Here is a 25042-nt window from a genome sequence, read left to right as displayed (position 1 = left end):
AGCGATTAACCGATTATAAACCCTGAAAGGATAGTGTTATGAAATACCATTCAGCACCGCTCATCCCGCACAAATCCGCCCTCATGTCCGCGCCGGCTAATCTGCTGGCGGAAGAGGTCTGTCTGCCCGCCGCGCTGTTAAAAAAGTCGGCGCTGGAAAACAATATTTCATGGATGCAGCGCTATGCCGACGCCCGCGGCGTGTCGCTGGCGCCGCATGGTAAAACGACAATGACGCCATGGATATTTCAGGCGCAGCAGCGAGCGGGAGCGTGGGGGAGCGGCGTGGGCAGCGCCTGGCAGGCCAGCGCGGCGATGGCCAGCGGCATCCAACGCGTCCTGATGGTCAATCAGCTGGTCGGCAAGGCCAATATGCAGGTGGTCGCGCAGCTAAAAGCCCACTATCGGGCAGTGGATTTTATCTGCTGCGTCGATAGCGAGGCCAACGTGCGCGCCCTTTCCGCGTTTTTCGCCGCCCAAGGACAAACGCTGGATGTGCTGATTGAACTTGGCGTGCCGGGCGGGCGCTGCGGCTGTCGTAGCGTCGATGACGCGCTGGCGCTGGCGCAGCGGGTAAGCGATCTGCCGGGGCTACGGCTACGCGGGCTGGAATTGTATGAAGGGGTGCTGCACGGCGACGATCCGCAGCCGCAGGTGGAAGCGCTATTACAGCAGGCCGCGGCGCTTGCCTGCCGCATGGAGCCGCTGGTTGACGGCGAATTTATTCTCACCGGCGCGGGCACCGTCTGGTATGACGTGGTGTGCAACATCTGGCTGGCGGCGGCAAAACCGCGCCGCTGCCGTATCGTCATCCGCCCTGGCTGTTATATCACCCACGATCGCGGGATCTACGATCTCGCACAACAAGAGCTGATCGCCCGCGATCCAATTGCCTGCGATCTCGCCGGCGATCTCACTTCAGCGCTGGAGCTGATGGCGATGGTGCAATCGGTACCGGAGGCGGATCGCGCGGTGGTGAATTTCGGCAAGCGCGACTGCGCTTTCGACGCCGGGCTGCCGCAGCCGATCGCCCATTATCGTAACGGCCAGCAGTTAGCGCTGCGCGCGGAGTCGATCGTCAGTATCGGCATCATGGATCAACACTGCATGCTGCGCCTGGCGCCTGGCAGCGATGTGCAGGTCGGCGATATTCTGCTGTTCGGCACCTCGCACCCGTGTCTGACCTTTGATAAGTGGAAGACGTTGCTGCTGGTCGATGACGACTATAACGTGCTGGACGAGCTCGACACGCTATTTTGACAGGCATCCCGGGTAGCGGCGCTTCGTGCCTTACCCGAGCTACACAACCCGCGACGTTCGGTAGCCCGGCTAAGCGTAGCGCAAGCCGGGGAATGTCCCGGGTCTTCGCGCCTTACCCGCCCTGGCGCAAGGCGCAAATCTCATCATGCAATGAACGGCTGATGGCGACCCCCTGCCGCTCACTCTGCTGGCGGCAGGCGAAACGCCGCTCGCCCGGCAGCCGCGCCCCCTGATCCTGCATCGCATTGAACAACGTTTCGGCGCGCGCCAGCTGCTCTGGTGCCTGCGCGCCGAGAAAGCGCTGCGGATCCAGCGCCAGGATAAGCTCGCCGCCGTAGGGGAGACCGCCCGCGCCGTTATCCCACGCCAGCGATTCGGCGCTGGTCATATCGCCGATAAGCGGCCCAGCCAGCAGCTCGACCATTGCCGCCAGCGCCGAGCCCTTATGGCCGCCGAAGGTTAACATCGCGCCGTTCAGCACCTCCGCGGCATCGGTCGTTGGCTGTCCCTGACTGTCGATTCCCCACCCTTGCGGTAGCGCTTTACCGGCGCGCTGATGCAGTTGGATCTCGCCGCGCGCCGCGGCGCTGGTCGCCATATCAACAATAAACGGCGGCTTATCCCGCCGCGGCCAACCAAAAGCGATAGGGTTGGTGCCGAACAGCGGACGCGTGCCGCCCGCCGGGGCTACCCAGGCGTGGCTTGGCGTACAGGCCAGCCCCACCAGCCCTGCTTCGGTCAACGGCTCAATATCGGCAAACAGCGCGGAAAAATGGACGCAGCGATTAATCGCCAACGCCGCAATGCCGTTGTGCCGCGCCTTCTCCAGCAGTAACGGCAGCGCGCGCTCGTAGGCCAGCAGCGAAAAAGCGCCGCCGGCGTCCGCCCGCGCAATCGCCGGCGCCTGGTCGTGGATTTGCGGCTCGGCATCAGGCGATACCTTACCTTTACGCAAGGTATCGACAATGCCCAACAGCCGCCACAGGCCGTGGGAAGCGCAGCCGTCGCGCTCCCCGGCGGCCACATTACGTGCAATGGCCGCCGCGTGGTCGGCGCTAAATCCATTGGCGCTGAGTACCTCCAGCGCCAGGTCATAAGCTTCAGGTAACGATAGATTTACCGACTCCATACTGTTCTCCTTTACTCTTCTTCGTCTCCGCTAAAGTTAGCCTGCGGCAGGCAGCTGCGCGCGCCCCAGTAGTAAATCCCCAACGACATCGCCGCCACCAGCACCGTATCCCAGGGGTGACCGATAACATTAAGCCCGCCGAAGCTGCCCAGCCAGGAAAAGAGGATAATCAACGCATAAAAAACGATCAGCCACAGCGAAGACTTCACCTGCTGCGCCAGGCTCACGGTATGTTCCGGCACCTTACCTTTGCACATCACGTAGACGACAAACATCACGATTTGCAGCCCCAACAGCCACGAGAGCGTATTCCAGCCGGATCAGTAAACAATCAGCGCCGAGATCATAAACGATACCGGGCCGATGATGCCGAAGGCGCGCACGCGGAACGGCCGTGGCAGATCCGGCGCGTTGCGGCGCAGCCCGGCGGCGGTCACCGGGGCGATGGCGTAACTCAGCACCAGGGCAGCCGACACCACGCTAATGAGCTGTTCCCAGGAGGGAAACGGCAGCGTCCAGAAAATCGACAGTCCAAAAGTCAGCCATAGCGCCGGGCGCGGAATACCGGACGCTTTATCAATATGGGTAAAGGCTTTAAAGAAAGTACCCGCCTTCGCCCAGCCGTAGATCACCCGCGGCGTCGCGTTCATATAGATATTGCCGGTGCCGCTCGGGGAGATGATCGCATCGCTTATCACCATAAAGGCCAGCCAGCCCATGCCGAGGGTAATAGCGATATCGCGATACGGCAGCGAGAACTGTTTGCTCACCTCGGCCCAACCGCCGTTCAGCATCTCGGTGGGGATACTGCCAAGGAACGCCAGCTGCAGCAGCACGTAGATAATCGTCGACAGCACCACTGATAAAATCAACGCAATAGGGATAGTCCGCTGCGGCTTTTGTACTTCGCTGGCTACCGAGATAATCGGCGTCAATCCCAGATAAGCGAAGATAATTCCGCCCGCGCTGATCGCCGCTTCCACCCCGGACATGCCGAATGGCGCAATACCCTGAGCGTGCAGATTCTCCGGTTTAAAGAAGGTGAACAGCGTCACCACCACCAGCAGCGGCACCAGAAACTTGAGCACGCTGATGAAGTTGTTCGATCGGGCGAAGGTCTTGACGCTGTAGTAGTTCAGCGCAAAGAAGAAACAGAGCAGCAGGAACTGCACCACCCACCCCAGCAGCGTCGGCGAACTGGAGCCCGGCTGGGTCAACGCCGGAAACCAGGCCGCGGCATATTGCCGGGCGGCGACGATTTCAATCGAAATCAGGCTGGAGAACGCGATCAGGGTGATGAATCCCAGCAGATAGCCCATCAGCTCGCCGTGGGAAAAGACCGGGTAGCGAATAATGCCGCCGGCGCGCGGCAGTGCCGCCCCCAGCTCGCAGTACACAATCCCCAGTAGCAATACCGCAAAGCCGCCGATCACCCACGACGCGATCCCGGCCGGACCGGCGATGGATGCGACGTGGCTGGCGGCGAATAACCATCCGGAGCCGAAAATCGCCCCCAGGCCGATAAAGGTGAGATCGGTTAGGGTCAGCTGTTTTTTAAACTTACCCGACTCTGCAACGCGGGTTTGACTGTTATGCGTAGAGTGAATGGTCATGGTGATGCCCTTGCGTCAATGAGAGGAGGAAATCGCTTCCCGGGTCCACTGGCCGTTGACCAGGCGCAGCAGGTTCAAAGGGTTCGCATCCTGCAGCGCCGGCGGTAACAGGGCGGCTGGCGCGTTCTGCAGACAGACCGGGCGCAGAAAGCGCTCAATCGCCCGGCTGCCGACCGAAGTCCCGCGGGTGTCGGTGGTCGCCGGCCACGGGCCGCCGTGGACCATCGCATCGCACACTTCCACGCCGGTGGGATAACCGTTAAACAGCACCCGTCCGGCCTTTTCGCAAAGCAGCGGTAGCAGGCTCGCCGCCAGCGGGCCATCATCCGCCTCAGCATGCAGCGTCGCGGTGAGCTGCCCCTGCAGCGCTTTCACCACCGCCTGCAGTTGGGCCACGTCGTCCACTTCCACCAGTAGCGATAGCGGGCCGAAAACTTCGGTCTGCAGCAGCGTATCCTGCGCCAGCAGATCCTCGACCTGAGCCTGCCACAGCAGGGTTTGCGCCTGCCCGGCGCCGGCGGCGATGCCGCTCGCCAGCTTCTCGATACGCGGGTGCGCCGCAAGCGCCGCCACGCCCTGGCGGTAGTGCTGAAGGGTCGGCGCATTGAGCAACACCTGCGGCGAAGAGCCCGCTACCGCCGCACACAGCGCCGACTTAAAGCGTTCCAGCCCGGCGCCGCGCAGCGCCAGAATCAGCCCCGGACGGGTACAGAACTGGCCGCCGCCGAGGGTGAATGACGCCACCAGCTCGTTCGCCAGCGCCTCTGCCCGCGTCTGCAGCGCCTGTGGCAGAATAATCAATGGGTTAATCGCCGACATTTCAGCAAACAGCGGGATTGGCTGCGGGCGCTGCTGCGCCAGCTGATACAGCGCCTTACCACCAGCCAGAGAACCGGTAAAGCCAACGGCCTGAATCGCCGGATGGCGGACTAATTCGGCGCCGATATCGGTCCCGAAAATCATATTGAATACGCCGCCGGGTAAACCGCACCGCACTACCGCCCGGACGATCGCTTCGGCGGTCAGCTCGGCGGTGGCCATATGGCCCGGATGGGCCTTCACCACCACCGGACAGCCAGCCGCCAGCGCCGAGGCGGTATCGCCGCCGGCGGTGGAAAAGGCCAACGGAAAGTTGCTGGCGCCAAACACCGCCACCGGCCCTAACGCCTGCTGATACTGTCGCAGATCCGGGCGCGGCAGCGGCTGACGGTCGGCTAAGGCGGTATCAATACGGGCGGCGAAGGTATCGCCGCGCAGGATCACGCCAGCAAACATCCGCAACTGGCCGCTGGTGCGCGCCCGTTCTCCCTGCAGCCGCGCCAGCGGCAGCGCGGTTTCCTGCCCGGCGATAGCAAAAAACGCCTCGCCCAGCGCATCCAGTTCATCAGCAATGGCGTTGAGAAAGCGCGCCCGCTGCTGCGGCGTGGTTTGTGAATAGACGGCAAAGGCCTGCTGCGCGGCTTCTGCGGCCTGAGCGGCTTCCTCGCGTGAAGCCGGATAGAAGCGGTGGCCGGTGGCTTCGCCGTCCACCGCCCGCAGGCTCAATAGCGTCGCCTCACCGCTGGCAATACGGTGTCCGGCAATAAACTGCCGTCCCGCCGTGGTCTGAGATGCATTCATATTGACTCCTGAGCTCAGAGGCCGACATCCGGCAGCGTCGGACGAGTCGCCAGCGCCTGTTCAACAATCGCCACCACCTGCTGGCGCGTTTCGCCTTCCAGCGCCAGACGCGGCGGACGGGTGATGGCGCTACCGCGACCCAGTAACTCTTCACACAGCTTGATGCACTGCACCAGATCCGGACGCGCATCGAGATGCAGCAGCGGCATGAACCAGCGGTACAGCGCCATCGCCTCTTCGTAACGCTGCTGGCGCGCCAGGCGGAACAGCGTTTCCCCTTCGCGCGGGAAGGCGTTGGACATCCCGGAGATCCAGCCTTCCGCGCCGACGGCGATGCTTTCCACCACCACGTCATCCAGCCCGGCAAACAGCACGAAGCGGTCGCCAACGGTGTTACGCAGGTCGATAAAGCGGCGGGTATCGCCGGAGGAGTCTTTAAAGCAGACGATATTGTCGCAGTCGGTCAGGGTAGCGAGAATGTCTGGCGTCACGTCGTTTTTGTAAATCGGCGGGTTGTTGTAGACCATAATCGGCAGGTCGGTAGCGCTCGCCACGCTGCGGAAGTGGGCCGCGGTTTCATGCGGTTTTGAGGAGTAGACCAGCGCCGGCATCACCATGATCCCGTCGACGCCGACGCGCTCCGCCTCTTTCGCCATTTTCTGGGCAAAGGCGGTGGTGAACTCGGCCACCCCGGCGATGACCGGAATTTTGCCGCCGGCGGCATCCTTCGCCACCTCGATAATCTGCAGTTTTTCATCGGTGCTCAGCGAGGTGTTTTCACCTACGCTGCCGCACACCACCAGCCCGGAAACGCCATCTTTCACCAGGTTTTTCATCACCGCGTGAGTGGCGTCTAAATCGAGGGAGTAGTCGCTACGAAACTGCGTGCTGACCGCCGGGAATACGCCGCTCCAGTGAATCGCTTTTTTGCTCATGCTCGGTTCCTTGTCGTCATTTTGTTAAGTCAAAGTGAATGAATGGTGAATATTCACTGACAGATTGACGTGTCGCGGAACCGGCGGCTTGTCGGTTTTCCCTCAATACGATGACGAAATTAGCACAGTCGGCAAAAGTGTGAGCCAGCGTTTATCCGAGCAGCGTGAGGCGAAAATCACGCGGCGTCGAGCCGGTCATGGCCTTGAACTGGCGGCTGAATGCGCTGTGATCGGTATACCCGCACTGCAAGGCGATATCGGTAATCGGCGTATCGCCAGCCAGCAGTTCGGTGGCTTTTTCCAGCCGCACTTTGTGGATCATCTGCCGCGGGGTGAGATGAAAGATCCGCTTGCAGTAGCGTTCGATCTGCGCAATCGACATTCCGCTTAAGGCGGTTAACTCTTCCATGGCGATCGGCCGGTGATAGTGGCGGCGAATATGATCGTCGACGATCGCCAGCCGCTGCCATGCCGGATGGCGGGCGTGGGCCTCCTGCAGATCGTGCGAGATCCCGGCCATGCCGATCACCTGGCCGCTGATATCGCGTAGCGCCAATTTCTGCGTCAGGCACCAGCCGCGCTCGCGGCCATTGTAGAGATGCATTTCCAGCTGATCGCGCAGGGTCACGCCTTCCCGCAACACCCGAAGATCCTGCTCGGTGTAACCCTGGCCCAGCGCGGAAGGAAAGACATCGGCGGAGGTTTTGCCCAGCAGCGAGGAGACGCTTTTGAAACCACAGCGGCGGGCCAGCGTCAGGTTCGCCAGCAGATAACGTGCCTGGCTATCTTTGATAAAAAATACCACATTAGGAATAGCATTGAGCAGGGGCGCAATCAGCGCCAGCGCATTCAGCAGCGCCGGCATATTTTCCGGCCGCTGGCGCGCCAGCCCTTCGCAGATCTGGCTTAGCTCATCGACGGCCAGCTCAGGTTGGTTAACCGCGCGCGGCGGCGCCGCATCAGAAACACCGATCATAAGGCCTCCTCATGGTAAGTGACCGAAGGATATTTATTCACTTTTCGTTAACATCACAAGCGTCAAGCGCTGGATTTGCGATCCTGGATCCGCTTTACGCCTTCCCCTGATTTAGCCACTGGCGCAATGGTCACTTTCGGTTTACCACAGCATTAAGCAAATGATTAATAAGAAATAACTATGTGGAATAGAAATATACCGCGCTCAGTACTATGCAGATTTCGTCATTTTCTCTGACGAAAGCGCTCAAGCAGGTCGGGAAAGGTTGCGCCAGCATGATGAAACATGTTGTTAACTTCCGGAGAGCCTGATGACCGCGCCACGCCCCCCTATTACGCTGAGAGCTATTGATTCACACACCGGCGGCGAACCGACCCGCCTGATCGTTGACGGCTTCCCCGATCTCGGCGGCGGTAGCATGGCGGAACGCCGCGACCGCTTCGCCCGCGACTTCGACCATTGGCGTCAGGCGGCCATTCTCGAACCGCGCGGCAATGACGTACTGGTCGGCGCGCTGCTGTGCAAACCGGTCTCGGCAGCGGCCGCCGCTGGCGTGATTTTCTTCAACAACGCCGGTTTTCTGAATATGTGCGGCCACGGCACCATCGGGCTTATCGCCTCGCTGGCCTGGCTTGGACGTCTCCAACCCGGCGTACATCTGATTGAAACGCCGGTCGGCGACGTAAGCGCCACGTTGCACGACGATGGCAGCGTATCGGTGCAAAACGTCCCGGCCCGCCGCTGGAAAAAACAGATCCGCGTTGAGACCGCGCTGGGTCCCGTCATCGGCGATATTGCCTGGGGCGGTAACTGGTTTTTCCTGATTAACGACCATCCATTCGCCATTACCCCCGAACATATTCCACAGCTCACCGACTACGCCTGGGCGGTGCGCGAGGGATTGGAGACGGCGGGGATCCGCGGCGACGACGGCGGCGTTATCGACCATATTGAACTCTTCGCCGATGACGATACCGCCGACAGCCGCAGCTTCGTGCTCTGTCCGGGAAAGGCCTGGGATCGCTCGCCATGCGGTACCGGCACCAGCGCCAAGCTGGCCTGTCTGGCGCAGGATGGCAAGCTGCAGCCGGGGGAAATTTGGCGTCAGGCCAGCATCATCGGCAGCCAGTTTACCGCCAGCTACCAGCGTACCGCTGAAGGCATCATCCCAACGATCCGCGGCGAAGCCTGGGTGTGCGGCGATAACCAATTGATCCTCAACCCTGACGATCCCTTCTGCTGGGGGATCGCGCCGTGAAGCAGTGTGATGTCATCGTGATCGGCGCCGGGATCATCGGCGCCGCCTGCGCGTGGCAGCTGGCGAAGCGGGGGCAGAGCGTGACGCTCATCGATAACGGTCAGCCCGGCGCCACGGCGGCCGGTATGGGCCATCTGGTGTGCATGGATGACGACCCCGCCGAGCTTACCTTGTCGGCGTGGTCGCTGGAACGCTGGCGCGCTATCACGCCGCGGATGCCCAACAATTGCGCCTGGCGCGGCTGCGGTACGCTGTGGCTGGCGGAAAGCGAAGAAGAGATGGCCGTGGCTGGCGACAAACAGCGGCGGATGGCCGGTCATCAGGTGCACAGCGAGCTCCAGACCCCGCAGCAGATCGCCGGACGCGAGCCGCTGCTGCGCGGCGGGCTAGCCGGCGGCCTGTGGGTGCCAGGCGATGGCATCGTCTACGCGCCGAACGTCGCCCGCTGGTTGATTACTGATGCCGGAAACCATCTTACCTGCCTGCGCGATAGCGTACAGACGATCGAAGAGCCGCAGGTGCTGCTCGCCAGCGGCCAACGGCTACAGGCGCGGGCAATCGTGGTGGCCTGCGGACTTGAAGCCAACGCGCTGTTAGCGGAAAACTGGCTGCGACCGAAAAAAGGCCAACTGGCGATTACCGATCGCTACCAGCCGCGGGTGCATCACCAGCTGGTTGAGCTGGGTTACGGCGCCAGCGCCCACGGCGGCGGCACCTCGGTGGCGTTTAACCTTCAGCCGCGACCGACCGGCCAGCTGCTAATTGGCTCTTCGCGTCAGTTTGATAACCGCGAGCGCGAGTTGGATCTGCCCTTGCTGGCGCAGATGCTCGATCGCGCCCGCCACTTCGTGCCGGCGCTGGCGACGTTGAATATCATCCGCTGCTGGAGCGGCCTGCGCGCCGCCTCGCAGGATGGCAACCCGCTGATCGGCCCGCACCCCACCCGCCGTGGTTTATGGCTAGCGCTGGGCCATGAAGGGCTGGGCGTCACCACTGCCCCGGCCTCGGCTGAACTGCTGGCGGCGCAGATCCTCGATGAACGCTGCCCATTGGCTCCCGACGCCTGGCTCCCGGCTCGTTTAGCTCAACAGGAGGCGATCGCATGAATGCCACGCTCACTATCATCGTTGATGGCGAAGCGCTGACGGTGCCGGAAGGGATCAGCGTGGCGGCGGCGCTGGCGTTGACCGGCGACCCCACCACCCGCCAGGCGGTTAACGGCGACCTCCGCGCGCCGTTTTGCGGCATGGGCGTCTGCCAGGAGTGCCGGGTCACCGTCGATGGCCTACGGGTGCTGGCCTGCCAGACCTTGTGCCGGGCCGATATGCAAATAGAAAGGAGCCGCGATGAACACGCTGCGCTGTGACATTTTAATCCTCGGCGCCGGCCCCGCAGGGATGGCGGCCGCGCTCTCCGCCGCCGCCTGCGATAAACAGGTCATCATCCTCGACGATAACCCCGCCCCTGGCGGGCAAATCTGGCGTGCCGGTCCGCAGGCGACGCTACCCGACCTGGCCCGGCGCTACCGTGACGCCATCGCCGCATCTGCCGCCATCCTGGTGGTGAACGGCGCGCGGCTGATTGCCCGCCCCTCCGCGCACAGCATGCTGTTTGAAACCGCCGACGGCGGCGGCGTGGTTCACTGGCAGAAACTGATCCTCTGCTGCGGCGCGCGCGAGCTGTCGCTGCCCTTTCCCGGCTGGACCTTACCCGGCGTGACCGGCGCGGGCGGCCTGCAGGCGCAAATCAAACAGGGTCTGTCACTGAAGGGTGAAAAAGTGGTGATTGCCGGCAGCGGTCCGCTACTGCTGGCGGTGGCGGATACGGTGAACAAGGCCGGAGGCGAAGTAACGAATATCATTGAGCAAGCGCCGCTCCCGGCGCTGCTGCGCTTCGCCAGCGGGCTGTGGCGCTGGCCGCAGAAGCTGCGCCAGTTAGCGACGCTGGCCCCGAAAGGCTATCTCAGCAACGCGCAGGCGATCCGCGCTCACGGCACAACGCGGCTTGAAGCGATTACGTTACGCCAGCGCGGCGTCGAGCGGACTATCGCCTGCGATCGGCTGGCTATCGGCTACGGGCTGATACCCAATATCGAGACGGCGCTGCTGTTCGGCTGCGCCACGGCGCAGGAGGCGATACAGGTTAACCGCTGGCAGCAGACCAGCATCGCGGATATCTACGCCGCCGGCGAGTGCACCGGTTTCGGCGGCAGCGAGCTGGCGCTGTTGGAGGGCGAAATCGCCGGTTTTGCCGCCGCCGGGGCCAGCCATCAAGCGCAGGCGATTTTTGCCCGTCGCGCCCGCTGGCAGCGCTTCGCCGAAGCAATCAACCGTACCTTCCGGCTGAGGGAGTCCTTGAAAAACGCCGCGACGCCGGAAAGCCTGCTGTGCCGATGCGAAGATGTACGCTGCGGCGACGTTGACGCCGCCGGAGGCTGGCCGCAGGCCAAACTTAGCCTGCGCTGCGGAATGGGCGCCTGTCAGGGGCGCACCTGCGCCGCCAGCGCCCGCTGGTTGTACGGCTGGCCGCTACCGCAGCCAAGAGAACCGCTGGCCCCCGCCCGCGCGGAAACGCTTATTGCCCTCGCCCGGCCGAGCGCCGAGCCTTAACCGCTACTCTTCTTCATCACCGCGCGCGGCAGGGACGCCAAGCGCAATAAACTCCTCCAGCAGCGTGGTCAACTGGCGCATCTTCTCCGCCGTAAACTGCGCTTCTATCTGCCGGTAGGCCTCTTCCACCTGCGCCTGGGCGCTCTCATACAGCGCCAGCCCTGCGGGCGTCAGCGACAGGTAGAGCTTGCGCTGATCGTTGACCGGTTTTAAGCGCAGCACTAAACCGTCGCGCTCCATGCGCGTCAGAATCCCGGTCAGGCTGGGGCGCAAAATGCAGGCGCGCCAGGCCAGGTCGTGAAAATCCATCGATGGGTTTTCCGCAAGGATACGCACAATACGCCACTGCTGTTCGGTCAGATTGTGGCGTTTAACGATCGGCCGGAAATGGCCCATCGCCGCTTCTCGCGCCTGCAGCAGCGCAATGGTTAATGAATCATGCATGGTATCCCCTCAACAACGCTCACCAAAACTTATTAACAATTTAATAATTGGCCCTAATCCTGCCATGTACAACCGGTTTCTGCACCTGAAAAGTACCAGTCGCTATCAAAAATAAATATATGTAATTGATATATAAGATATAAATAAAAAACATGTAAATATTGTGTTAATCCGATCACAAAACATTCACTTCTATTTGCCAAACCGGCGCGCAAAGAATAAAAGATGATCATTAACATATTAATGAAATCCCTTTGAATCCGAAATCAGTACCAGAGGAGTGGTGAATGAAAGGTACCATCTTCGCCGTTGCGCTCAATCATCGCAGCCAGCTCGACGCCTGGCGCGAAGCGTTTCAACAGGCCCCCTACAAGACGCCGCCGAAAACCGCGGTCTGGTTCATCAAACCCCGTAATACCGTGATTGGCGATGGCGAAGCCATTCCCCATCCGCAGGGCGAGACCGTACAAAGCGGCGCGACGGTGGCGCTGATTGTCGGCAAAACCGCGCGTAAAGTGGCGGCGGAAGAGGCGGCGCACTATATCGCCGGCTACGCGCTGGCTAACGACGTTAGCCTGCCGGAAGAAAGTTTTTATCGCCCGGCGATCAAAGCCAAATGCCGCGATGGCTTCTGCCCCATCGGCGCGCTGTCGGCGGTGCGCAACGTCGATAACCTGACCATCATCACCGAAATCAACGGCCGCGAGGCGGATAGCTGGCATACCGGCGATCTGCAGCGTAACGCCGCGCAGCTGCTTAGCGCCTTGAGCGAGTTCGCCACCCTCAATCCCGGCGACGCGATCCTTATCGGCACGCCCCACTCTCGCGTTACGCTGCGCCCCGGCGACCGCGTACGTATTCTCGCCGACGGTTTCCCGGCGCTCGAAAACCCGGTTGTCGCAGAAGGAGAGCTGGCATGAAACAGGCACGCATTGAATGGCAAGGACAGGTACGCGACGTGCTGGTCGATGAACGCGACCAGGTGCGCCTGCACGATGGCACGGTATTGAAAGAAGGTGAATTCCGCTGGCTGCCGCCCGCCGACGGCACGCTGTTCGCGCTGGGGCTGAATTACGCCGATCACGCCAGCGAGCTGGAGTTTAAACCGCCAACCGAACCTTTGGTGTTCATCAAAGCGCCGAACACCTTTATTGGCCACCAGCAGCAGTCGGTACGCCCGGATAACGTCGAATACATGCACTACGAAGCCGAACTGGTGGTGGTGATCGGGAAAACCGCGCGCCGCGTCAGCGAAGCCGAGGCTATGGATTATGTCGCTGGCTATACCGTGTGCAACGACTACGCGATCCGCGACTATCTGGAAAACTACTACCGCCCGAACCTGCGGGTGAAAAGCCGCGATACCCTGACGCCGATCGGCCCGTGGATCGTCGCCAAAGAGGCGATCCCGGACCCGCATAATCTGGCCCTGCGCACCTGGGTCAACGGCGAACTGCGCCAGCAGGGCACCACCGCCGATCTGATCTTCAGCATCCCGTTTCTCATCGCTTATTTAAGCGAATTTATGACCCTGCAACCGGGCGACATGATCGCCACCGGCACGCCGAAAGGGCTATCCGATGTGGTGCCGGGCGACGAGGTGATCGTTGAAGTCGAGGGCGTGGGCCGCCTGGTCAACCATATCATCAGCCAGCAAGCGTATGAGGAGACACTGTCATGAAAAAGATTAACCATTGGATCAACGGTAAAAACGTTGCCGGCGCAGACTATTTTCATACCACCAACCCGGCCACCGGCGAGGTACTGGCTGAAGTCGCCTCCGGCGGTGAAGCCGAAATCAACCAGGCGGTAGCGGCGGCGAAAGAGGCCTTCCCGAAGTGGGCTAACCTGCCGATGAAAGAGCGCGCGCGCCTGATGCGCCGCCTGGGGGATCTGATCGATCAGAACGTCCCGGAGATCGCGGCGATGGAAACCGCCGATACCGGCCTGCCGATCCACCAGACCAAAAACGTGCTTATCCCGCGGGCGTCGCATAACTTCGAATTTTTCGCCGAAGTGTGCCAGCAGATGAACGGCAAGACCTATCCGGTCGACGACAAGATGCTTAACTACACCCTCGTGCAGCCGGTTGGCGTCTGCGCACTGGTGTCGCCGTGGAACGTGCCGTTTATGACCGCCACCTGGAAGGTGGCGCCATGCCTGGCGCTGGGGAATACCGCAGTGCTGAAAATGTCCGAACTGTCGCCGCTGACCGCCGATCGTCTGGGCGAGCTGGCGCTGGAGGCCGGGATCCCGGCAGGCGTGCTCAACGTGGTGCAGGGCTATGGCGCCACCGCTGGCGACGCGCTGGTACGCCATCATGATGTGCGCGCCGTCTCCTTCACCGGCGGCACCGCTACCGGGCGCAACATCATGAAGAACGCCGGCCTGAAAAAGTACTCCATGGAGCTCGGCGGAAAATCGCCGGTGCTGATTTTTGAAGACGCCGATATTGAGCGCGCGCTCGACGCCGCGCTGTTCACTATCTTCTCGATCAACGGCGAACGCTGCACCGCCGGTTCGCGCATTTTCATTCAGCAAAGTATTTATCCGGAGTTCGTTAAGCGTTTCGCCGAGCGCGCCAACCGCCTGCGCGTAGGCGATCCGACCGATCCGAATACCCAGGTCGGCGCGCTGATTAGCAAGCAGCACTGGGAAAAAGTGTCCGGCTACATTCGCCTCGGCATCGAAGAGGGCGCCACCCTGCTGGCCGGCGGCGCGGATAAACCGTCCGACCTGCCGGCGCATCTGAAATCCGGCAACTTCCTGCGCCCGACGGTACTGGCGGATGTCGACAACCGCATGCGCGTCGCCCAGGAAGAGATTTTTGGCCCGGTCGCCTGCCTGCTGCCGTTCAAAGACGAAGCGGAAGGACTGCGTCTGGCCAACGATGTGGAATACGGTCTGGCGTCGTACATCTGGACCCAGGACGTCAGCAAAGTGCTGCGCCTGGCGCGCGGTATTGAAGCCGGAATGGTGTTCGTCAACACCCAGAACGTGCGCGACCTGCGTCAGCCGTTCGGCGGCGTGAAGGCCTCCGGCACCGGCCGCGAAGGCGGCGAGTACAGCTTTGAAGTGTTCGCCGAAATGAAGAACGTCTGCATCTCGATGGGCGACCATCCGATCCCGAAATGGGGAGTCTGATATGGGTAAGTTAGCGTTAGCAGCAAAAATCACTCACGTGCCGTCGATGTATCTGTCTGAGCTGCCGGGGAAAAACCACGGCTGCCGTCAGGGCGCGATCGACGGGCATAAAGAAATTGGCAAGCGCTGCCGTGAAATGGGCGTCGATACCATCATCGTGTTCGATACCCACTGGCTGGTCAACAGCGCCTATCACATCAACTGTGCCGACCATTTTCAGGGCGTCTACACCAGTAACGAACTGCCGCATTTTATTCGCGACATGACCTACGACTACGACGGCAACCCGGAGCTGGGCCACCTGATTGCCGACGAGGCCGTCAAGCTTGGCGTACGCGCCAAAGCGCACAATATTCCGAGCCTGAAGCTGGAGTACGGCACCCTGGTGCCGATGCGCTACATGAATAGCGATAAGCATTTCAAAGTGGTATCCATTTCCGCCTTCTGTACCGTTCACGATTTTGCCGACAGCCGCAAGCTGGGCGAGGCCATCCTCAAGGCCATCGACAAATATGACGGCACCGTGGCGGTGCTGGCCAGCGGTTCGCTGTCGCATCGCTTTATCGACGACCAGCGCGCCGAAGAGGGGATGAACAGCTATACCCGCGAGTTTGATCATCAGATGGATGAGCGCGTGGTGAAACTGTGGCGCGAAGGCAAATTCAAAGAGTTTTGCACCATGCTGCCGGAGTACGCCGACTACTGCTACGGCGAAGGCAACATGCACGACACGGTGATGCTGCTCGGCCTGCTGGGTTGGGATAAATACGACGGCAAGGTGGAGTTTATCACCGAGCTATTCGCCAGTTCCGGTACCGGACAGGTGAACGCCGTGTTCCCACTGCCGGCGCAGGCGTAAGGAGGCCGTATGCCGCATTTTATCGCCGAGTGTAGCGACAATATCCGCGAACAGGCCGATTTACCGGGCCTGTTCGCCAAAGTCAACGAGGCGCTGGCCGCCACCGGCATCTTTCCGATTGGCGGTATTCGTAGCCGCGCCCACTGGCTCGATACCTGGCAGATGGCCGACGGCAAGCATGATTACGCCTTCGTGCATATGACCCTGAAGATCGGCGCCGGGCGCAGCCTTAAGAGCCGTCAGGAGGTGGGAGAAATGCTGTTCGCGCTGATTAAAGCCCACTTTGCCGCGCTGATGGAGAGCCGCTATCTGGCACTGTCGTTCGCCATGGAAGAGCTCGACCCGACGCTGAACTACAAACAAAACAACGTGCACGCGTTATTTAAATAACGTGCAAATTGCCCGGTGGCGCTGCGCTTACCGGGCCTACAACGGCCATGAATTTGTAGGCCGGATAAGCGAAGCGCCATCCGGCAATACAATGCCACAGGAATCACTATGCTCGATAAACAGACCCGAACCCTGATTGCCCAGCGGCTGAACCAGGCCGAAAAACAGCGTGAACAGATCCGCGCGATCTCGCTGGATTATCCGTCAATCACCATTGAGGACGCCTACGCCGTCCAGCGCGAGTGGGTCGAGATGAAGATCGCCGAAGGCCGCGTGCTCAAAGGTCATAAGATCGGCCTGACCTCTAAAGCGATGCAGGCCAGTTCGCAGATCAGCGAACCGGACTACGGCGCGCTGCTCGACGATATGTTCTTTCACGACGGCAGCGATATTCCCACCGACCGCTTTATCGTGCCGCGTATTGAAGTCGAGCTAGCCTTCGTGCTGGCCAAACCGCTGCGCGGCCCGAACTGCACGCTGTTTGATGTTTACAACGCCACCGACTACGTCATCCCGGCGCTGGAACTTATCGACGCGCGTTGCCACAACATCGACCCGGAAACCCAGCGCCCGCGCAAAGTGTTCGACACTATCTCCGACAACGCCGCCAACGCCGGGGTGATCCTCGGCGGCCGGCCGATTAAACCAGACGAGCTCGACCTGCGCTGGATCTCCGCCCTGCTGTATCGCAACGGCGTGATTGAAGAGACCGGCGTCGCCGCGGGCGTGCTCAATCATCCGGCCAACGGCGTGGCCTGGCTGGCCAACAAACTGGCGCCGTACGATGTCCAGCTCGAGGCCGGGCAAATCATCCTCGGCGGCTCCTTCACCCGCCCGGTCCCGGCGCGCAAGGGCGATACCTTCCACGTCGACTACGGCAACATGGGCGCCATCAGTTGCCGCTTTGTTTGAGGAGAGCAACATGAACAACGTATTTAAAGAGGCGCTCAAGGCCGGGCGTCCGCAAATCGGCCTGTGGCTTGGGCTGTGCAGCAGCTACAGCGCCGAACTGCTGGCCGGCGCGGGCTTCGACTGGCTGCTAATCGACGGCGAACACGCGCCCAACAATGTACAAACGGTGCTGACCCAGCTTCAGGCCATTGCGCCCTACCCCAGCCAGCCGGTGGTGCGTCCGTCGTGGAACGATCCGGTACAAATTAAACAACTGCTGGACGTCGGCGCGCAAACCCTGCTGGTGCCAATGGTGCAGAACGCCGAAGAAGCGCGGCTGGCGGTCAGAGCCACCCGCTACCCGCCTGCCGGCATCCGCGGTGTCGGCAGCGCGCTGGCCCGCGCCTCGCGTTGGAATCGCGTCCCTGATTATATCCACCAGGCCAATGACGCCATGTGCGTACTGGTACAGATTGAGACCCGCGAAGCGCTGAAAAATTTGCCGCAGATCCTCGATGTCGAAGGGGTGGATGGCGTGTTTATCGGCCCGGCGGATCTGAGCGCTGATATGGGCCACGGCGGCAACCCACAACACCCGGAAGTGCAGGCCGCCATTGAAGATGCCATCCAGCAAATCCGTCAGGCCGGTAAGGCGCCGGGGATCCTGATGGCCAATGAACAGCTGGCGAAACGCTATCTTGAACTGGGCGCGCTGTTCGTCGCCGTCGGCGTCGATACCACCCTGCTGGCCCGCGGCGCAGAAGCGCTGGCGGCCCGTTTTACCCACACCGCAACCACCACAACCGATAACAATAAATCCGTCTATTGAACGGATAATGTGGAGCGCAACATGACTACCTCTACCCTGCAACACAATGATAATAAATCCATTGAAGTAGAAAACCGGGTGATCAAAAAGCTGTTCCGCCGCCTGATCACCTTCCTGTTTGTTCTCTTTGTTTTCTCATTTTTGGATCGAATTAATATCGGCTTCGCCGGCCTGACGATGGGTAAAGATCTCGGCCTGACCTCCACCATGTTCGGCCTGGCGGCGACGCTGTTCTACGTCACCTACGTGCTGTGCGGGATCCCCAGCAATATCATGCTGGCGAAAGTTGGCGCGCGCCGTTGGATCGCCGGGATCATGGTGGTCTGGGGGATCGCCTCGACCTGTACCATGTTCGCTACCAGCCCGCATACGCTATACATCCTGCGCATGCTGGTCGGCATCGCCGAGGCCGGTTTTCTGCCGGGGATCCTCGTCTATCTGACCTGGTGGTTCCCGGCCTACCATCGCGCCCGCGCCAACGCCCTGTTTATGATCGCCATGCCGGTGACCATGATGCTCGGCTCGATACTTTCCGGCTATATTCTGGCGCTCGACGGCCTGTGGAACCTGAAGGGCTGGCAGTGGCTGTTTCTGCTGGAAGGCCTGCCGTCGGTGGTGCTCGGCGTCGTCACCTGGTTCTTCCTCAACGACACGCCGGATAAAGCCAACTGGCTGGACAACGAAGAGAAACAGGCGCTGAAGGCGATGATCGATCGCGAGCGGGAACATGCGGCGATCGTCCCGGCTTCGCCGCGCTCCACGCTGCGCGAAGTACTGACGCCAGCGGTGCTGATGTATACCCTCGCCTACTTCTGCCTGACCAATACCCTCAGCGCCATTAATATCTGGACGCCGCAGATCCTGCAGAGCTTCAACACCGGCAGTAGCAACATCATGATTGGCCTGCTGGCGGCGATCCCGCAGTTCTGCACCATTTTCGGCATGATCTGGTGGAGCCGCCGCTCCGACCGGCGCAAAGAGCGCAAGATGCATACCATCCTGCCCTACCTGTTCGCCGCGGCGGGTTGGCTGCTGGCTTCGGCAACGCACCACAGTCTGATCCAGCTGATCGGCATTATTATGGCTTCGGTGGGATCTTTTACCGCGATGGCCATTTTCTGGACCACCCCGGATCGGGTGATCAGCCTGCAGTCGCGCGCGGTAGCGCTGGCGGTGATCAACGCCATCGGCAACGTCGGCTCTGCCGTCAGCCCGCTTTTGATCGGCATTTTGCGCGATACCACCGGCAGCTTTAGCTCCGGGCTGTGGTTTGTCGCCGGGCTGCTGATCGTCGGCGCGCTGGTGCTCACCCGCATTCCGATGAGCCAGCGTGAGGACGCTGCCGCCGCGCCGGGCTTAGCGGCGCAAAAAGGCCACTAAGGAGCGGGTATGTGCCAGCATTCAATCGCCAACATCGACATCAATAAAGATTACGACGAGAGTCTGGGCACCGAAGAGGTGCACTATCAGTCGTTTGCCCGCATGGCGGCCTTTTTTGGCCGCGACATGCAGGCGCATCGCCACGACCGTTATTTTCAGATGCACTTTCTTGATACCGGACAGATTGAGCTACAGCTTGATGACCACCGCTATTCGGTGCAGGCGCCGCTGTTTGTGATAACGCCGCCTTCGGTGCCGCACGCCTTTATTACCGAGTCCGATAGCGATGGTCACGTGTTGACGGTGCACGAAGAACTCATCTGGCCGCTGCTGGAGGTGCTTTATCCCGGCACGCGGGAGACCTTCGGCCTGCCGGGGATCTGCCTGTCGCTGGCGGATAAACCTGACGAGCTGGCGGCGCTGGCGCACTACTGGCAGCTGATTCGCCGTGAATCCACCGCTCAGCTGCCGGGGCGCGAGCATACCCTGGCGCTGCTGGCGCAGGCGGTATTTACCCTGCTGCTGCGCAACGCCAGGCTCGACGATCATGCCGCCAGCGGGATGCGCGGCGAGCTGAAATTATTCCAGCGCTTTAACCAGATGATCGACAGCCACTTTCATCAGCACTGGACGGTACCGGATTACGCCAACGAACTGCATCTGACCGAATCGCGGTTGACCGACATCTGCCGCCGCTTCGCCAACCGCCCGCCGAAGCGGCTGATATTCGACCGCCAGCTACGCGAGGCTAAGCGGCTGCTGCTGTTTTCCGATAGCGCGGTCAATGAGATAGCCTGGCAGTTGGGGTTTAAAGATCCCGCTTATTTTGCGCGCTTTTTTAGCCGCCAGGTCGGCTGCTCGCCCAGCAGCTACCGGGCGCAAAAAGTACCGGTGTCGTAATTCCCCGGTGGCGCTGCGCTTGCCGGGGCTACGGTCCATAGGGCCAGTTAGCGCCGCGCCACCCGCCAAAAGCTGCAGAGATCACAAAATTTACTCCCGCCTGAAAAGTACCCGCCGTTGTCGCAAACGTCCCTTCACGACAAGCGCAATAACCGCTTCAATTAAACAACAAAAACAAAACATATATTTAACATTATTATTCCGATAAATACTGAAGAGGCCCCTATGAAACCTGAAGATTTTCGCGCCGACGCGAAGCGCCCGTTAACTGGCGAAGAGTATTTAAAAAGCCTGCAGGATGGCCGCGAAATTTATATCTACGGCGAGCGCGTGAAGGATGTCACTACGCACCCGGCTTTCCGTAATGCCGCGGCTTCTGTCGCTCAGCTGTACGATGCGCTGCACAAACCGGAGATGCAGGATTCCCTGTGCTGGGGCACCGATACCGGTAGCGGCGGCTACACCCATAAATTCTTCCGCGTGGCGAAAAGCGCCGACGACCTGCGCCAGCAGCGCGACGCCATCGCCGAGTGGTCGCGCTTAAGCTACGGCTGGATGGGCCGCACCCCGGACTATAAAGCCGCCTTCGGCTGCGCGCTGGGCGCCAACCCGGCGTTTTACGGCCAGTTCGAGCAGAACGCCCGCAACTGGTACACCCGCATTCAGGAAACCGGCCTGTACTTTAACCACGCTATTGTCAACCCGCCAATCGACCGTCACAAGCCGGCTGATGAAGTTAAAGATGTCTACATCAAGCTGGAAAAAGAGACCGATGCCGGGATCATCGTCAGCGGCGCGAAAGTGGTCGCCACCAACTCGGCGCTGACCCACTACAACATGATCGGTTTCGGCTCCGCACAGGTGATGGGCGAGAACCCGGACTTCGCGCTGATGTTCGTCGCGCCGATGGATGCCGAAGGCGTCAAGCTTATCTCCCGCGCCTCCTATGAAATGGTCGCCGGTGCGACCGGATCCCCGTACGACTATCCGCTTTCCAGCCGTTTCGACGAGAACGACGCGATTCTGGTAATGGATAAAGTGCTGATCCCATGGGAGAACGTGCTGATTTATCGCGACTTTGACCGCTGCCGCCGCTGGACGATGGAAGGGGGTTTCGCCCGCATGTACCCGCTGCAGGCCTGCGTGCGCCTGGCGGTAAAACTGGACTTTATCACTGCCCTGCTGAAGCGTTCTCTGGAATGTACCGGCACCCTCGAATTTCGCGGCGTACAGGCCGACCTCGGCGAAGTGGTGGCGTGGCGCAACATGTTCTGGGCATTAAGCGATTCCATGTGCTCGGAAGCGACGCCGTGGGTCAACGGCGCATGGCTGCCGGATCACGCCGCGCTGCAGACCTACCGCGTGATGGCGCCGATGGCCTACGCCAAGATCAAGAACATCATCGAGCGTAACGTCACCAGCGGCCTGATTTATCTGCCGTCCAGCGCTCGCGATCTGAACAACCCGCAGATCGACCAGTATCTGGCGAAATACGTGCGCGGCTCCAACGGTATGGATCACGTTGAACGTATCAAGATCCTCAAACTGATGTGGGACGCGATCGGCAGCGAATTCGGCGGTCGTCATGAACTGTATGAAATCAACTACTCCGGTAGCCAGGATGAAATTCGCCTGCAGTGTCTGCGTCAGGCGCAGAGCTCCGGCAATATGGACAAAATGATGGCAATGGTCGACCGCTGCCTGTCCGAGTACGACCAGAACGGCTGGACGGTGCCGCATCTGCACAATAACGCTGATATCAACATGTTGGATAAGCTGCTGAAGTAATTCACAGCGGGAGGTCATAATGCAATTAGATGAACAACGCCTGCGTTTTCGCGATGCCATGGCCAGCCTGTCGGCGGCGGTTAACGTTGTCACCACCGCAGGTGAAGCCGGCCGCTGCGGCATTACCGCCACGGCGGTTTGCTCGGTGACGGATACACCGCCATCGGTGATGGTTTGTATCAATGCCAACAGCGCGATGAACCCGGTCTTTCAGGGCAACGGCAAGTTGTGCATCAACGTGCTGAACCACGAACAGGAAATCATGGCCCGTCATTTCGCCGGGATGACCGGAGTGACGATGGAAGAGCGGTTTGCCCTCAGCGGCTGGCAGCAGGGCGCGCTCGGGCAGCCGGTGCTGAAGGGTTCGCTGGCCAGTCTCGAAGGTGAGATTAGCCAGGTGCAAACCATTGGTACCCACCTGGTGTATCTGGTGGAGATCCGCAATATTACCCTGAGCCCGCAAGGGCACGGCCTGATTTACTTTAAACGCCGTTTCCACCCGGTGATGATGGAAATGGAAGTCGCGGTGTAATGGCCTCGCCTGCTCCTCTCCGCCCGGGGAGGAGCCTTATCTTTCATGACCATCTTCTCGGCCACAATCCCCTGTGATCTCAATCACATATTTATCTCCTGTTCACTTCATAGCCAACCGCTTACCCCAGCTAGCGACCGCTTAACCCCCCATACAACCACTCACTCATTTACCCAACTTTACGCGCGCGCAGTTCTGGCAAGATCGACGCTAGCCTAGCTAATCAATACCTCCACCAACCCAAACACAAAACCAGACGGCTTCGGCCAATTATTAATCTAATTAACGCCAGGTTTTACTATGGATACCAAAAAACTACTCAAGCACATACCCTGGGTGATTCTTGGAATCATCGGGGCATTTTGCCTCTCAGTCGTCGCGTTGCGCCGCGGTGAGCACGTCAGTGCGCTGTGGATCGTCGTCGCGTCGGTTTCCGTGTACCTCGTCGCCTACCGTTATTACAGCCTGTACATCGCGCAGAAGGTGATGAAGCTTGACCCAACGCGCGCGACGCCGGCGGTCATTAATAACGATGGCCTGAACTACGTGCCGACCAACCGCTACGTGCTGTTCGGCCACCACTTCGCCGCTATTGCCGGCGCTGGTCCGCTGGTTGGCCCGGTACTGGCCGCGCAGATGGGCTATCTGCCGGGCACCCTCTGGCTGCTGGCCGGCGTGGTGCTGGCGGGCGCGGTACAGGACTTCATGGTGCTGTTTATCTCCTCGCGGCGTAACGGCGCTTCGCTGGGCGAGATGATTAAACAGGAGATGGGGCCGGTACCAGGGTCTATCGCCCTGTTCGGCTGCTTCCTGATTATGATCATCATTCTCGCGGTGCTGGCGCTCATCGTAGTGAAAGCGCTGGCGGAGAGCCCGTGGGGCGTCTTTACCGTCTGCTCGACGGTGCCTATCGCCCTGTTTATGGGTATTTATATGCGCTTCCTGCGCCCTGGCCGCGTCGGCGAAGTTTCGGTTATCGGTATCGTGCTGCTGGTGGCATCTATCTGGTTTGGCGGCATCATTGCCCACGACCCGTACTGGGGCCCGGCGCTGACCTTTAAAGACACCACCATCACCTTTACTCTGATTGGCTACGCGTTTATCTCCGCGCTGCTGCCGGTATGGCTGATTCTGGCGCCGCGTGACTATCTGGCCACCTTCCTGAAAATCGGCGTGATCGTTGGCCTGGCGCTGGGGATCGTTATCCTCAACCCGGACCTGAAAATGCCGGCAGTGACCCAGTACATTGATGGTACCGGCCCGCTGTGGAAAGGCGCGCTGTTCCCGTTCCTGTTTATCACCATCGCCTGCGGCGCGGTCTCCGGCTTCCACGCGCTGATCGCCTCCGGCACCACGCCGAAGCTGCTGGCCAACGAAACCGACGCCCGCTTTATCGGCTACGGCGCGATGCTGATGGAGTCGTTCGTCGCCATCATGGCGCTGGTCGCAGCATCAATTATCGAACCGGGTCTCTACTTCGCCATGAACACCCCGCCGGCAGGCCTTGGCATCGTCATGCCGAACCTGCATGAAATGGGCGGTGAAAACGCGGCGATGATCGCCGCACAGCTGAAAGAAGTGACCGTCCACGCGGCGGAGACCGTCAGTTCCTGGGGCTTCGTGATTTCACCTGAGCAGATCCTGCAGACGGCGAAAGATATCGGCGAACCTTCCGTACTGAACCGCGCCGGTGGCGCGCCGACGCTGGCCGTCGGTATCGCTCACGTGTTCCACAAAATCATCCCGATGGCGGATATGGGCTTCTGGTACCACTTCGGTATTCTGTTTGAAGCGCTGTTTATCCTCACCGCGCTGGATGCCGGTACCCGCGCAGGCCGCTTTATGCTGCAGGATCTGTTGGGTAACTTCGTGCCGTTCCTGAAAAAAACCGACTCGCTGGTCGCCGGTATTATCGGTACCGCCGGCTGCGTCGGCCTGTGGGGTTACCTGCTGTATCAGGGCGTGGTCGACCCGCTAGGCGGGGTGAAGAGCCTGTGGCCGCTGTTCGGTATCTCTAACCAGATGCTGGCCGCGGTGGCGCTGGTGCTCGGCACGGTGGTGCTGATCAAAATGCAGCGCACCAAATATATCTGGGTCACCGTTATTCCGGCTGCGTGGCTGCTGCTATGCACAACCTGGGCGCTGGGTCTGAAACTGTTCAGCACCAACCCGCAGATGGAAGGCTTCTTCTTTATGGCTCAGCAGTATAAAGAGAAGATTGCCGCCGGCGGCGAGCTGACCGCGCAGCAGGTCGCCAACATGAACCATATCGTGGTTAACAACTACACCAACGCCGGCCTGAGCATCCTGTTCCTGGTGGTGGTGTACAGCATCATCTTTTACGGCATCAAAACCTGGCTCAATGTCCGCAACAATAAGGTGCGTACCGACAAAGAGACTCCGTACGTGCCGGTACCGGAAGGCGGCGTGAAAACCTCGTCACATCATTAACCCTGATGCCGGATAGCGCTACGCTTATCCGGCCT

General features: G+C 60.6%; 22 protein-coding genes and 1 pseudogene. 17 read left to right on the top strand and 6 right to left on the bottom strand.

Annotated elements, in window-relative coordinates:
* Positions 1-38 precede the first annotated feature (38 nt).
* Positions 39-1259, top strand: coding sequence for an amino acid deaminase (locus ACSEMK_RS09130; RefSeq protein WP_430914805.1), 1221 nt, complete (start codon positions 39-41; stop codon positions 1257-1259).
* A 112-nt stretch (positions 1260-1371) separates the two neighbouring features.
* On the opposite strand, the gene ACSEMK_RS09125 is transcribed toward ACSEMK_RS09130, so the two are convergent.
* The 5 genes and pseudogenes from ACSEMK_RS09125 to ACSEMK_RS09105 form a co-directional block, all read right to left on the bottom strand.
* Entirely contained in the window at positions 1372-2388 is a 1017-nt protein-coding gene (locus ACSEMK_RS09125; RefSeq protein WP_435336390.1) for an Ldh family oxidoreductase, read from the bottom strand.
* 11 nt (positions 2389-2399) lie between these two features.
* Positions 2400-4001 (bottom strand): annotated as a pseudogene (locus ACSEMK_RS09120) (APC family permease).
* Between the two features lie 15 nt (positions 4002-4016).
* Positions 4017-5621 (bottom strand): aldehyde dehydrogenase (NADP(+)), encoded by a 1605-nt coding sequence (locus tag ACSEMK_RS09115; RefSeq protein WP_430914804.1) that lies wholly within the window; start codon positions 5619-5621, stop codon positions 4017-4019.
* Positions 5622-5635: 14 nt separating this feature from the next.
* Positions 5636-6556 (bottom strand): dihydrodipicolinate synthase family protein, encoded by a 921-nt coding sequence (locus ACSEMK_RS09110; protein ID WP_008807565.1) that lies wholly within the window; start codon positions 6554-6556, stop codon positions 5636-5638.
* Between the two features lie 151 nt (positions 6557-6707).
* Positions 6708-7532 carry an AraC family transcriptional regulator gene (locus tag ACSEMK_RS09105; protein ID WP_087858240.1) on the bottom strand — a complete coding sequence of 275 codons (825 nt, stop codon included), beginning with the start codon at positions 7530-7532 and terminating at the stop codon, positions 6708-6710.
* A gap of 310 nt (positions 7533-7842) precedes the next feature.
* On the opposite strand from ACSEMK_RS09105, the gene ACSEMK_RS09100 reads away from it, so the two are divergent.
* Genes ACSEMK_RS09100 through ACSEMK_RS09085 form a run of 4 tightly spaced genes read left to right on the top strand, consistent with a single transcriptional unit; the run spans position 7843 to position 11399 of the window.
* Positions 7843-8790 carry a 4-hydroxyproline epimerase gene (locus ACSEMK_RS09100; protein ID WP_411325764.1) on the top strand — a complete coding sequence of 316 codons (948 nt, stop codon included), beginning with the start codon at positions 7843-7845 and terminating at the stop codon, positions 8788-8790.
* The gene (locus tag ACSEMK_RS09095) at positions 8787-9896 is read left to right on the top strand and encodes an NAD(P)/FAD-dependent oxidoreductase (RefSeq protein ID WP_435336387.1); all 1110 of its coding nucleotides are present in this window, start codon (positions 8787-8789) and stop codon (positions 9894-9896) included. The genes ACSEMK_RS09100 and ACSEMK_RS09095 overlap by 4 nt, the downstream gene beginning before the upstream one ends.
* Positions 9893-10156, top strand: coding sequence for a (2Fe-2S)-binding protein (locus tag ACSEMK_RS09090; protein WP_316425142.1), 264 nt, complete (start codon positions 9893-9895; stop codon positions 10154-10156). Before ACSEMK_RS09095 ends, ACSEMK_RS09090 begins: the two co-directional genes overlap by 4 nt.
* Entirely contained in the window at positions 10137-11399 is a 1263-nt protein-coding gene (locus tag ACSEMK_RS09085) for an FAD/NAD(P)-binding oxidoreductase (protein ID WP_316425141.1), read from the top strand. Before ACSEMK_RS09090 ends, ACSEMK_RS09085 begins: the two co-directional genes overlap by 20 nt.
* A gap of 3 nt (positions 11400-11402) precedes the next feature.
* Here the strand turns inward: ACSEMK_RS09085 and hpaR are convergent, their stop codons facing one another.
* A complete protein-coding gene (hpaR, locus tag ACSEMK_RS09080) occupies positions 11403-11843 on the bottom strand; it encodes a homoprotocatechuate degradation operon regulator HpaR (RefSeq protein WP_045395485.1) in 441 nt (146 codons plus the stop codon).
* Between the two features lie 287 nt (positions 11844-12130).
* On the opposite strand from hpaR, the gene ACSEMK_RS09075 reads away from it, so the two are divergent.
* From ACSEMK_RS09075 to ACSEMK_RS09020, 12 genes are all read left to right on the top strand, one after another.
* Positions 12131-12763 (top strand): fumarylacetoacetate hydrolase family protein, encoded by a 633-nt coding sequence (locus ACSEMK_RS09075; protein ID WP_015704295.1) that lies wholly within the window; start codon positions 12131-12133, stop codon positions 12761-12763.
* A complete protein-coding gene (locus tag ACSEMK_RS09070; RefSeq protein ID WP_020079698.1) occupies positions 12760-13524 on the top strand; it encodes a fumarylacetoacetate hydrolase family protein in 765 nt (254 codons plus the stop codon). The genes ACSEMK_RS09075 and ACSEMK_RS09070 overlap by 4 nt, the downstream gene beginning before the upstream one ends.
* On the top strand, positions 13521-14987 hold the full coding sequence (gene hpaE, locus ACSEMK_RS09065) for a 5-carboxymethyl-2-hydroxymuconate semialdehyde dehydrogenase (RefSeq protein ID WP_009485357.1): 1467 nt from the start codon (positions 13521-13523) through the stop codon (positions 14985-14987). Before ACSEMK_RS09070 ends, hpaE begins: the two co-directional genes overlap by 4 nt.
* A 1-nt stretch (position 14988) precedes the next feature.
* Positions 14989-15846, top strand: coding sequence for a 3,4-dihydroxyphenylacetate 2,3-dioxygenase (gene hpaD / locus ACSEMK_RS09060; protein WP_009485358.1), 858 nt, complete (start codon positions 14989-14991; stop codon positions 15844-15846).
* 9 nt (positions 15847-15855) lie between these two features.
* Positions 15856-16236, top strand: a complete 381-nt coding sequence (locus ACSEMK_RS09055; RefSeq protein WP_430914802.1) for a 5-carboxymethyl-2-hydroxymuconate Delta-isomerase — start codon at positions 15856-15858, stop codon at positions 16234-16236.
* A 108-nt stretch (positions 16237-16344) separates the two neighbouring features.
* Complete coding sequence (gene hpaH / locus ACSEMK_RS09050) at positions 16345-17148, top strand: 2-oxo-hept-4-ene-1,7-dioate hydratase (RefSeq protein ID WP_002887487.1); 804 nt, start codon at positions 16345-16347, stop codon at positions 17146-17148.
* A gap of 10 nt (positions 17149-17158) precedes the next feature.
* Positions 17159-17956 carry a 4-hydroxy-2-oxoheptanedioate aldolase gene (hpaI, locus tag ACSEMK_RS09045; RefSeq protein WP_430914801.1) on the top strand — a complete coding sequence of 266 codons (798 nt, stop codon included), beginning with the start codon at positions 17159-17161 and terminating at the stop codon, positions 17954-17956.
* A gap of 21 nt (positions 17957-17977) precedes the next feature.
* Complete coding sequence (hpaX, locus tag ACSEMK_RS09040; protein WP_411325768.1) at positions 17978-19336, top strand: 4-hydroxyphenylacetate permease; 1359 nt, start codon at positions 17978-17980, stop codon at positions 19334-19336.
* Between the two features lie 9 nt (positions 19337-19345).
* A complete protein-coding gene (gene hpaA, locus ACSEMK_RS09035; protein WP_004182836.1) occupies positions 19346-20236 on the top strand; it encodes a 4-hydroxyphenylacetate catabolism regulatory protein HpaA in 891 nt (296 codons plus the stop codon).
* A gap of 225 nt (positions 20237-20461) precedes the next feature.
* Positions 20462-22024 (top strand): 4-hydroxyphenylacetate 3-monooxygenase, oxygenase component, encoded by a 1563-nt coding sequence (gene hpaB, locus ACSEMK_RS09030; protein ID WP_002887473.1) that lies wholly within the window; start codon positions 20462-20464, stop codon positions 22022-22024.
* Between the two features lie 19 nt (positions 22025-22043).
* The gene (locus ACSEMK_RS09025; protein ID WP_002887467.1) at positions 22044-22556 is read left to right on the top strand and encodes a 4-hydroxyphenylacetate 3-monooxygenase reductase subunit; all 513 of its coding nucleotides are present in this window, start codon (positions 22044-22046) and stop codon (positions 22554-22556) included.
* A 300-nt stretch (positions 22557-22856) separates the two neighbouring features.
* Positions 22857-25007 (top strand): carbon starvation CstA family protein, encoded by a 2151-nt coding sequence (locus tag ACSEMK_RS09020; RefSeq protein ID WP_435336381.1) that lies wholly within the window; start codon positions 22857-22859, stop codon positions 25005-25007.
* Positions 25008-25042: the final 35 nt, after the last annotated feature.

This window comes from Klebsiella sp. K-3 (assembly GCF_051207495.1).
GTDB classification, from domain to species: Bacteria; Pseudomonadota; Gammaproteobacteria; order Enterobacterales; family Enterobacteriaceae; genus Klebsiella; species Klebsiella aerogenes.
This window is presented reverse-complemented; position numbering and strand designations above follow the sequence as displayed.

Excerpts from the sequence above, each read along its gene's own strand:
- ACSEMK_RS09130 (WP_430914805.1), top strand. The coding sequence starts at position 39 with ATGAAATACCATTCAGCACCGCTCATCCCGCACAAATCCGCCCTCATG.
- ACSEMK_RS09125 (WP_435336390.1), bottom strand. The coding sequence starts at position 2,388 with ATGGAGTCGGTAAATCTATCGTTACCTGAAGCTTATGACCTGGCGCTG.
- ACSEMK_RS09115 (WP_430914804.1), bottom strand. The coding sequence starts at position 5,621 with ATGAATGCATCTCAGACCACGGCGGGACGGCAGTTTATTGCCGGACAC.
- ACSEMK_RS09110 (WP_008807565.1), bottom strand. The coding sequence starts at position 6,556 with ATGAGCAAAAAAGCGATTCACTGGAGCGGCGTATTCCCGGCGGTCAGC.
- ACSEMK_RS09105 (WP_087858240.1), bottom strand. The coding sequence starts at position 7,532 with ATGATCGGTGTTTCTGATGCGGCGCCGCCGCGCGCGGTTAACCAACCT.
- ACSEMK_RS09100 (WP_411325764.1), top strand. The coding sequence starts at position 7,843 with ATGACCGCGCCACGCCCCCCTATTACGCTGAGAGCTATTGATTCACAC.
- ACSEMK_RS09090 (WP_316425142.1), top strand. The coding sequence starts at position 9,893 with ATGAATGCCACGCTCACTATCATCGTTGATGGCGAAGCGCTGACGGTG.
- ACSEMK_RS09085 (WP_316425141.1), top strand. The coding sequence starts at position 10,137 with ATGAACACGCTGCGCTGTGACATTTTAATCCTCGGCGCCGGCCCCGCA.
- hpaR (WP_045395485.1), bottom strand. The coding sequence starts at position 11,843 with ATGCATGATTCATTAACCATTGCGCTGCTGCAGGCGCGAGAAGCGGCG.
- ACSEMK_RS09075 (WP_015704295.1), top strand. The coding sequence starts at position 12,131 with ATGAAAGGTACCATCTTCGCCGTTGCGCTCAATCATCGCAGCCAGCTC.
- ACSEMK_RS09070 (WP_020079698.1), top strand. The coding sequence starts at position 12,760 with ATGAAACAGGCACGCATTGAATGGCAAGGACAGGTACGCGACGTGCTG.
- hpaE (WP_009485357.1), top strand. The coding sequence starts at position 13,521 with ATGAAAAAGATTAACCATTGGATCAACGGTAAAAACGTTGCCGGCGCA.
- hpaD (WP_009485358.1), top strand. The coding sequence starts at position 14,989 with ATGGGTAAGTTAGCGTTAGCAGCAAAAATCACTCACGTGCCGTCGATG.
- ACSEMK_RS09055 (WP_430914802.1), top strand. The coding sequence starts at position 15,856 with ATGCCGCATTTTATCGCCGAGTGTAGCGACAATATCCGCGAACAGGCC.
- hpaH (WP_002887487.1), top strand. The coding sequence starts at position 16,345 with ATGCTCGATAAACAGACCCGAACCCTGATTGCCCAGCGGCTGAACCAG.
- hpaI (WP_430914801.1), top strand. The coding sequence starts at position 17,159 with ATGAACAACGTATTTAAAGAGGCGCTCAAGGCCGGGCGTCCGCAAATC.
- hpaX (WP_411325768.1), top strand. The coding sequence starts at position 17,978 with ATGACTACCTCTACCCTGCAACACAATGATAATAAATCCATTGAAGTA.
- hpaA (WP_004182836.1), top strand. The coding sequence starts at position 19,346 with ATGTGCCAGCATTCAATCGCCAACATCGACATCAATAAAGATTACGAC.
- hpaB (WP_002887473.1), top strand. The coding sequence starts at position 20,462 with ATGAAACCTGAAGATTTTCGCGCCGACGCGAAGCGCCCGTTAACTGGC.
- ACSEMK_RS09025 (WP_002887467.1), top strand. The coding sequence starts at position 22,044 with ATGCAATTAGATGAACAACGCCTGCGTTTTCGCGATGCCATGGCCAGC.
- ACSEMK_RS09020 (WP_435336381.1), top strand. The coding sequence starts at position 22,857 with ATGGATACCAAAAAACTACTCAAGCACATACCCTGGGTGATTCTTGGA.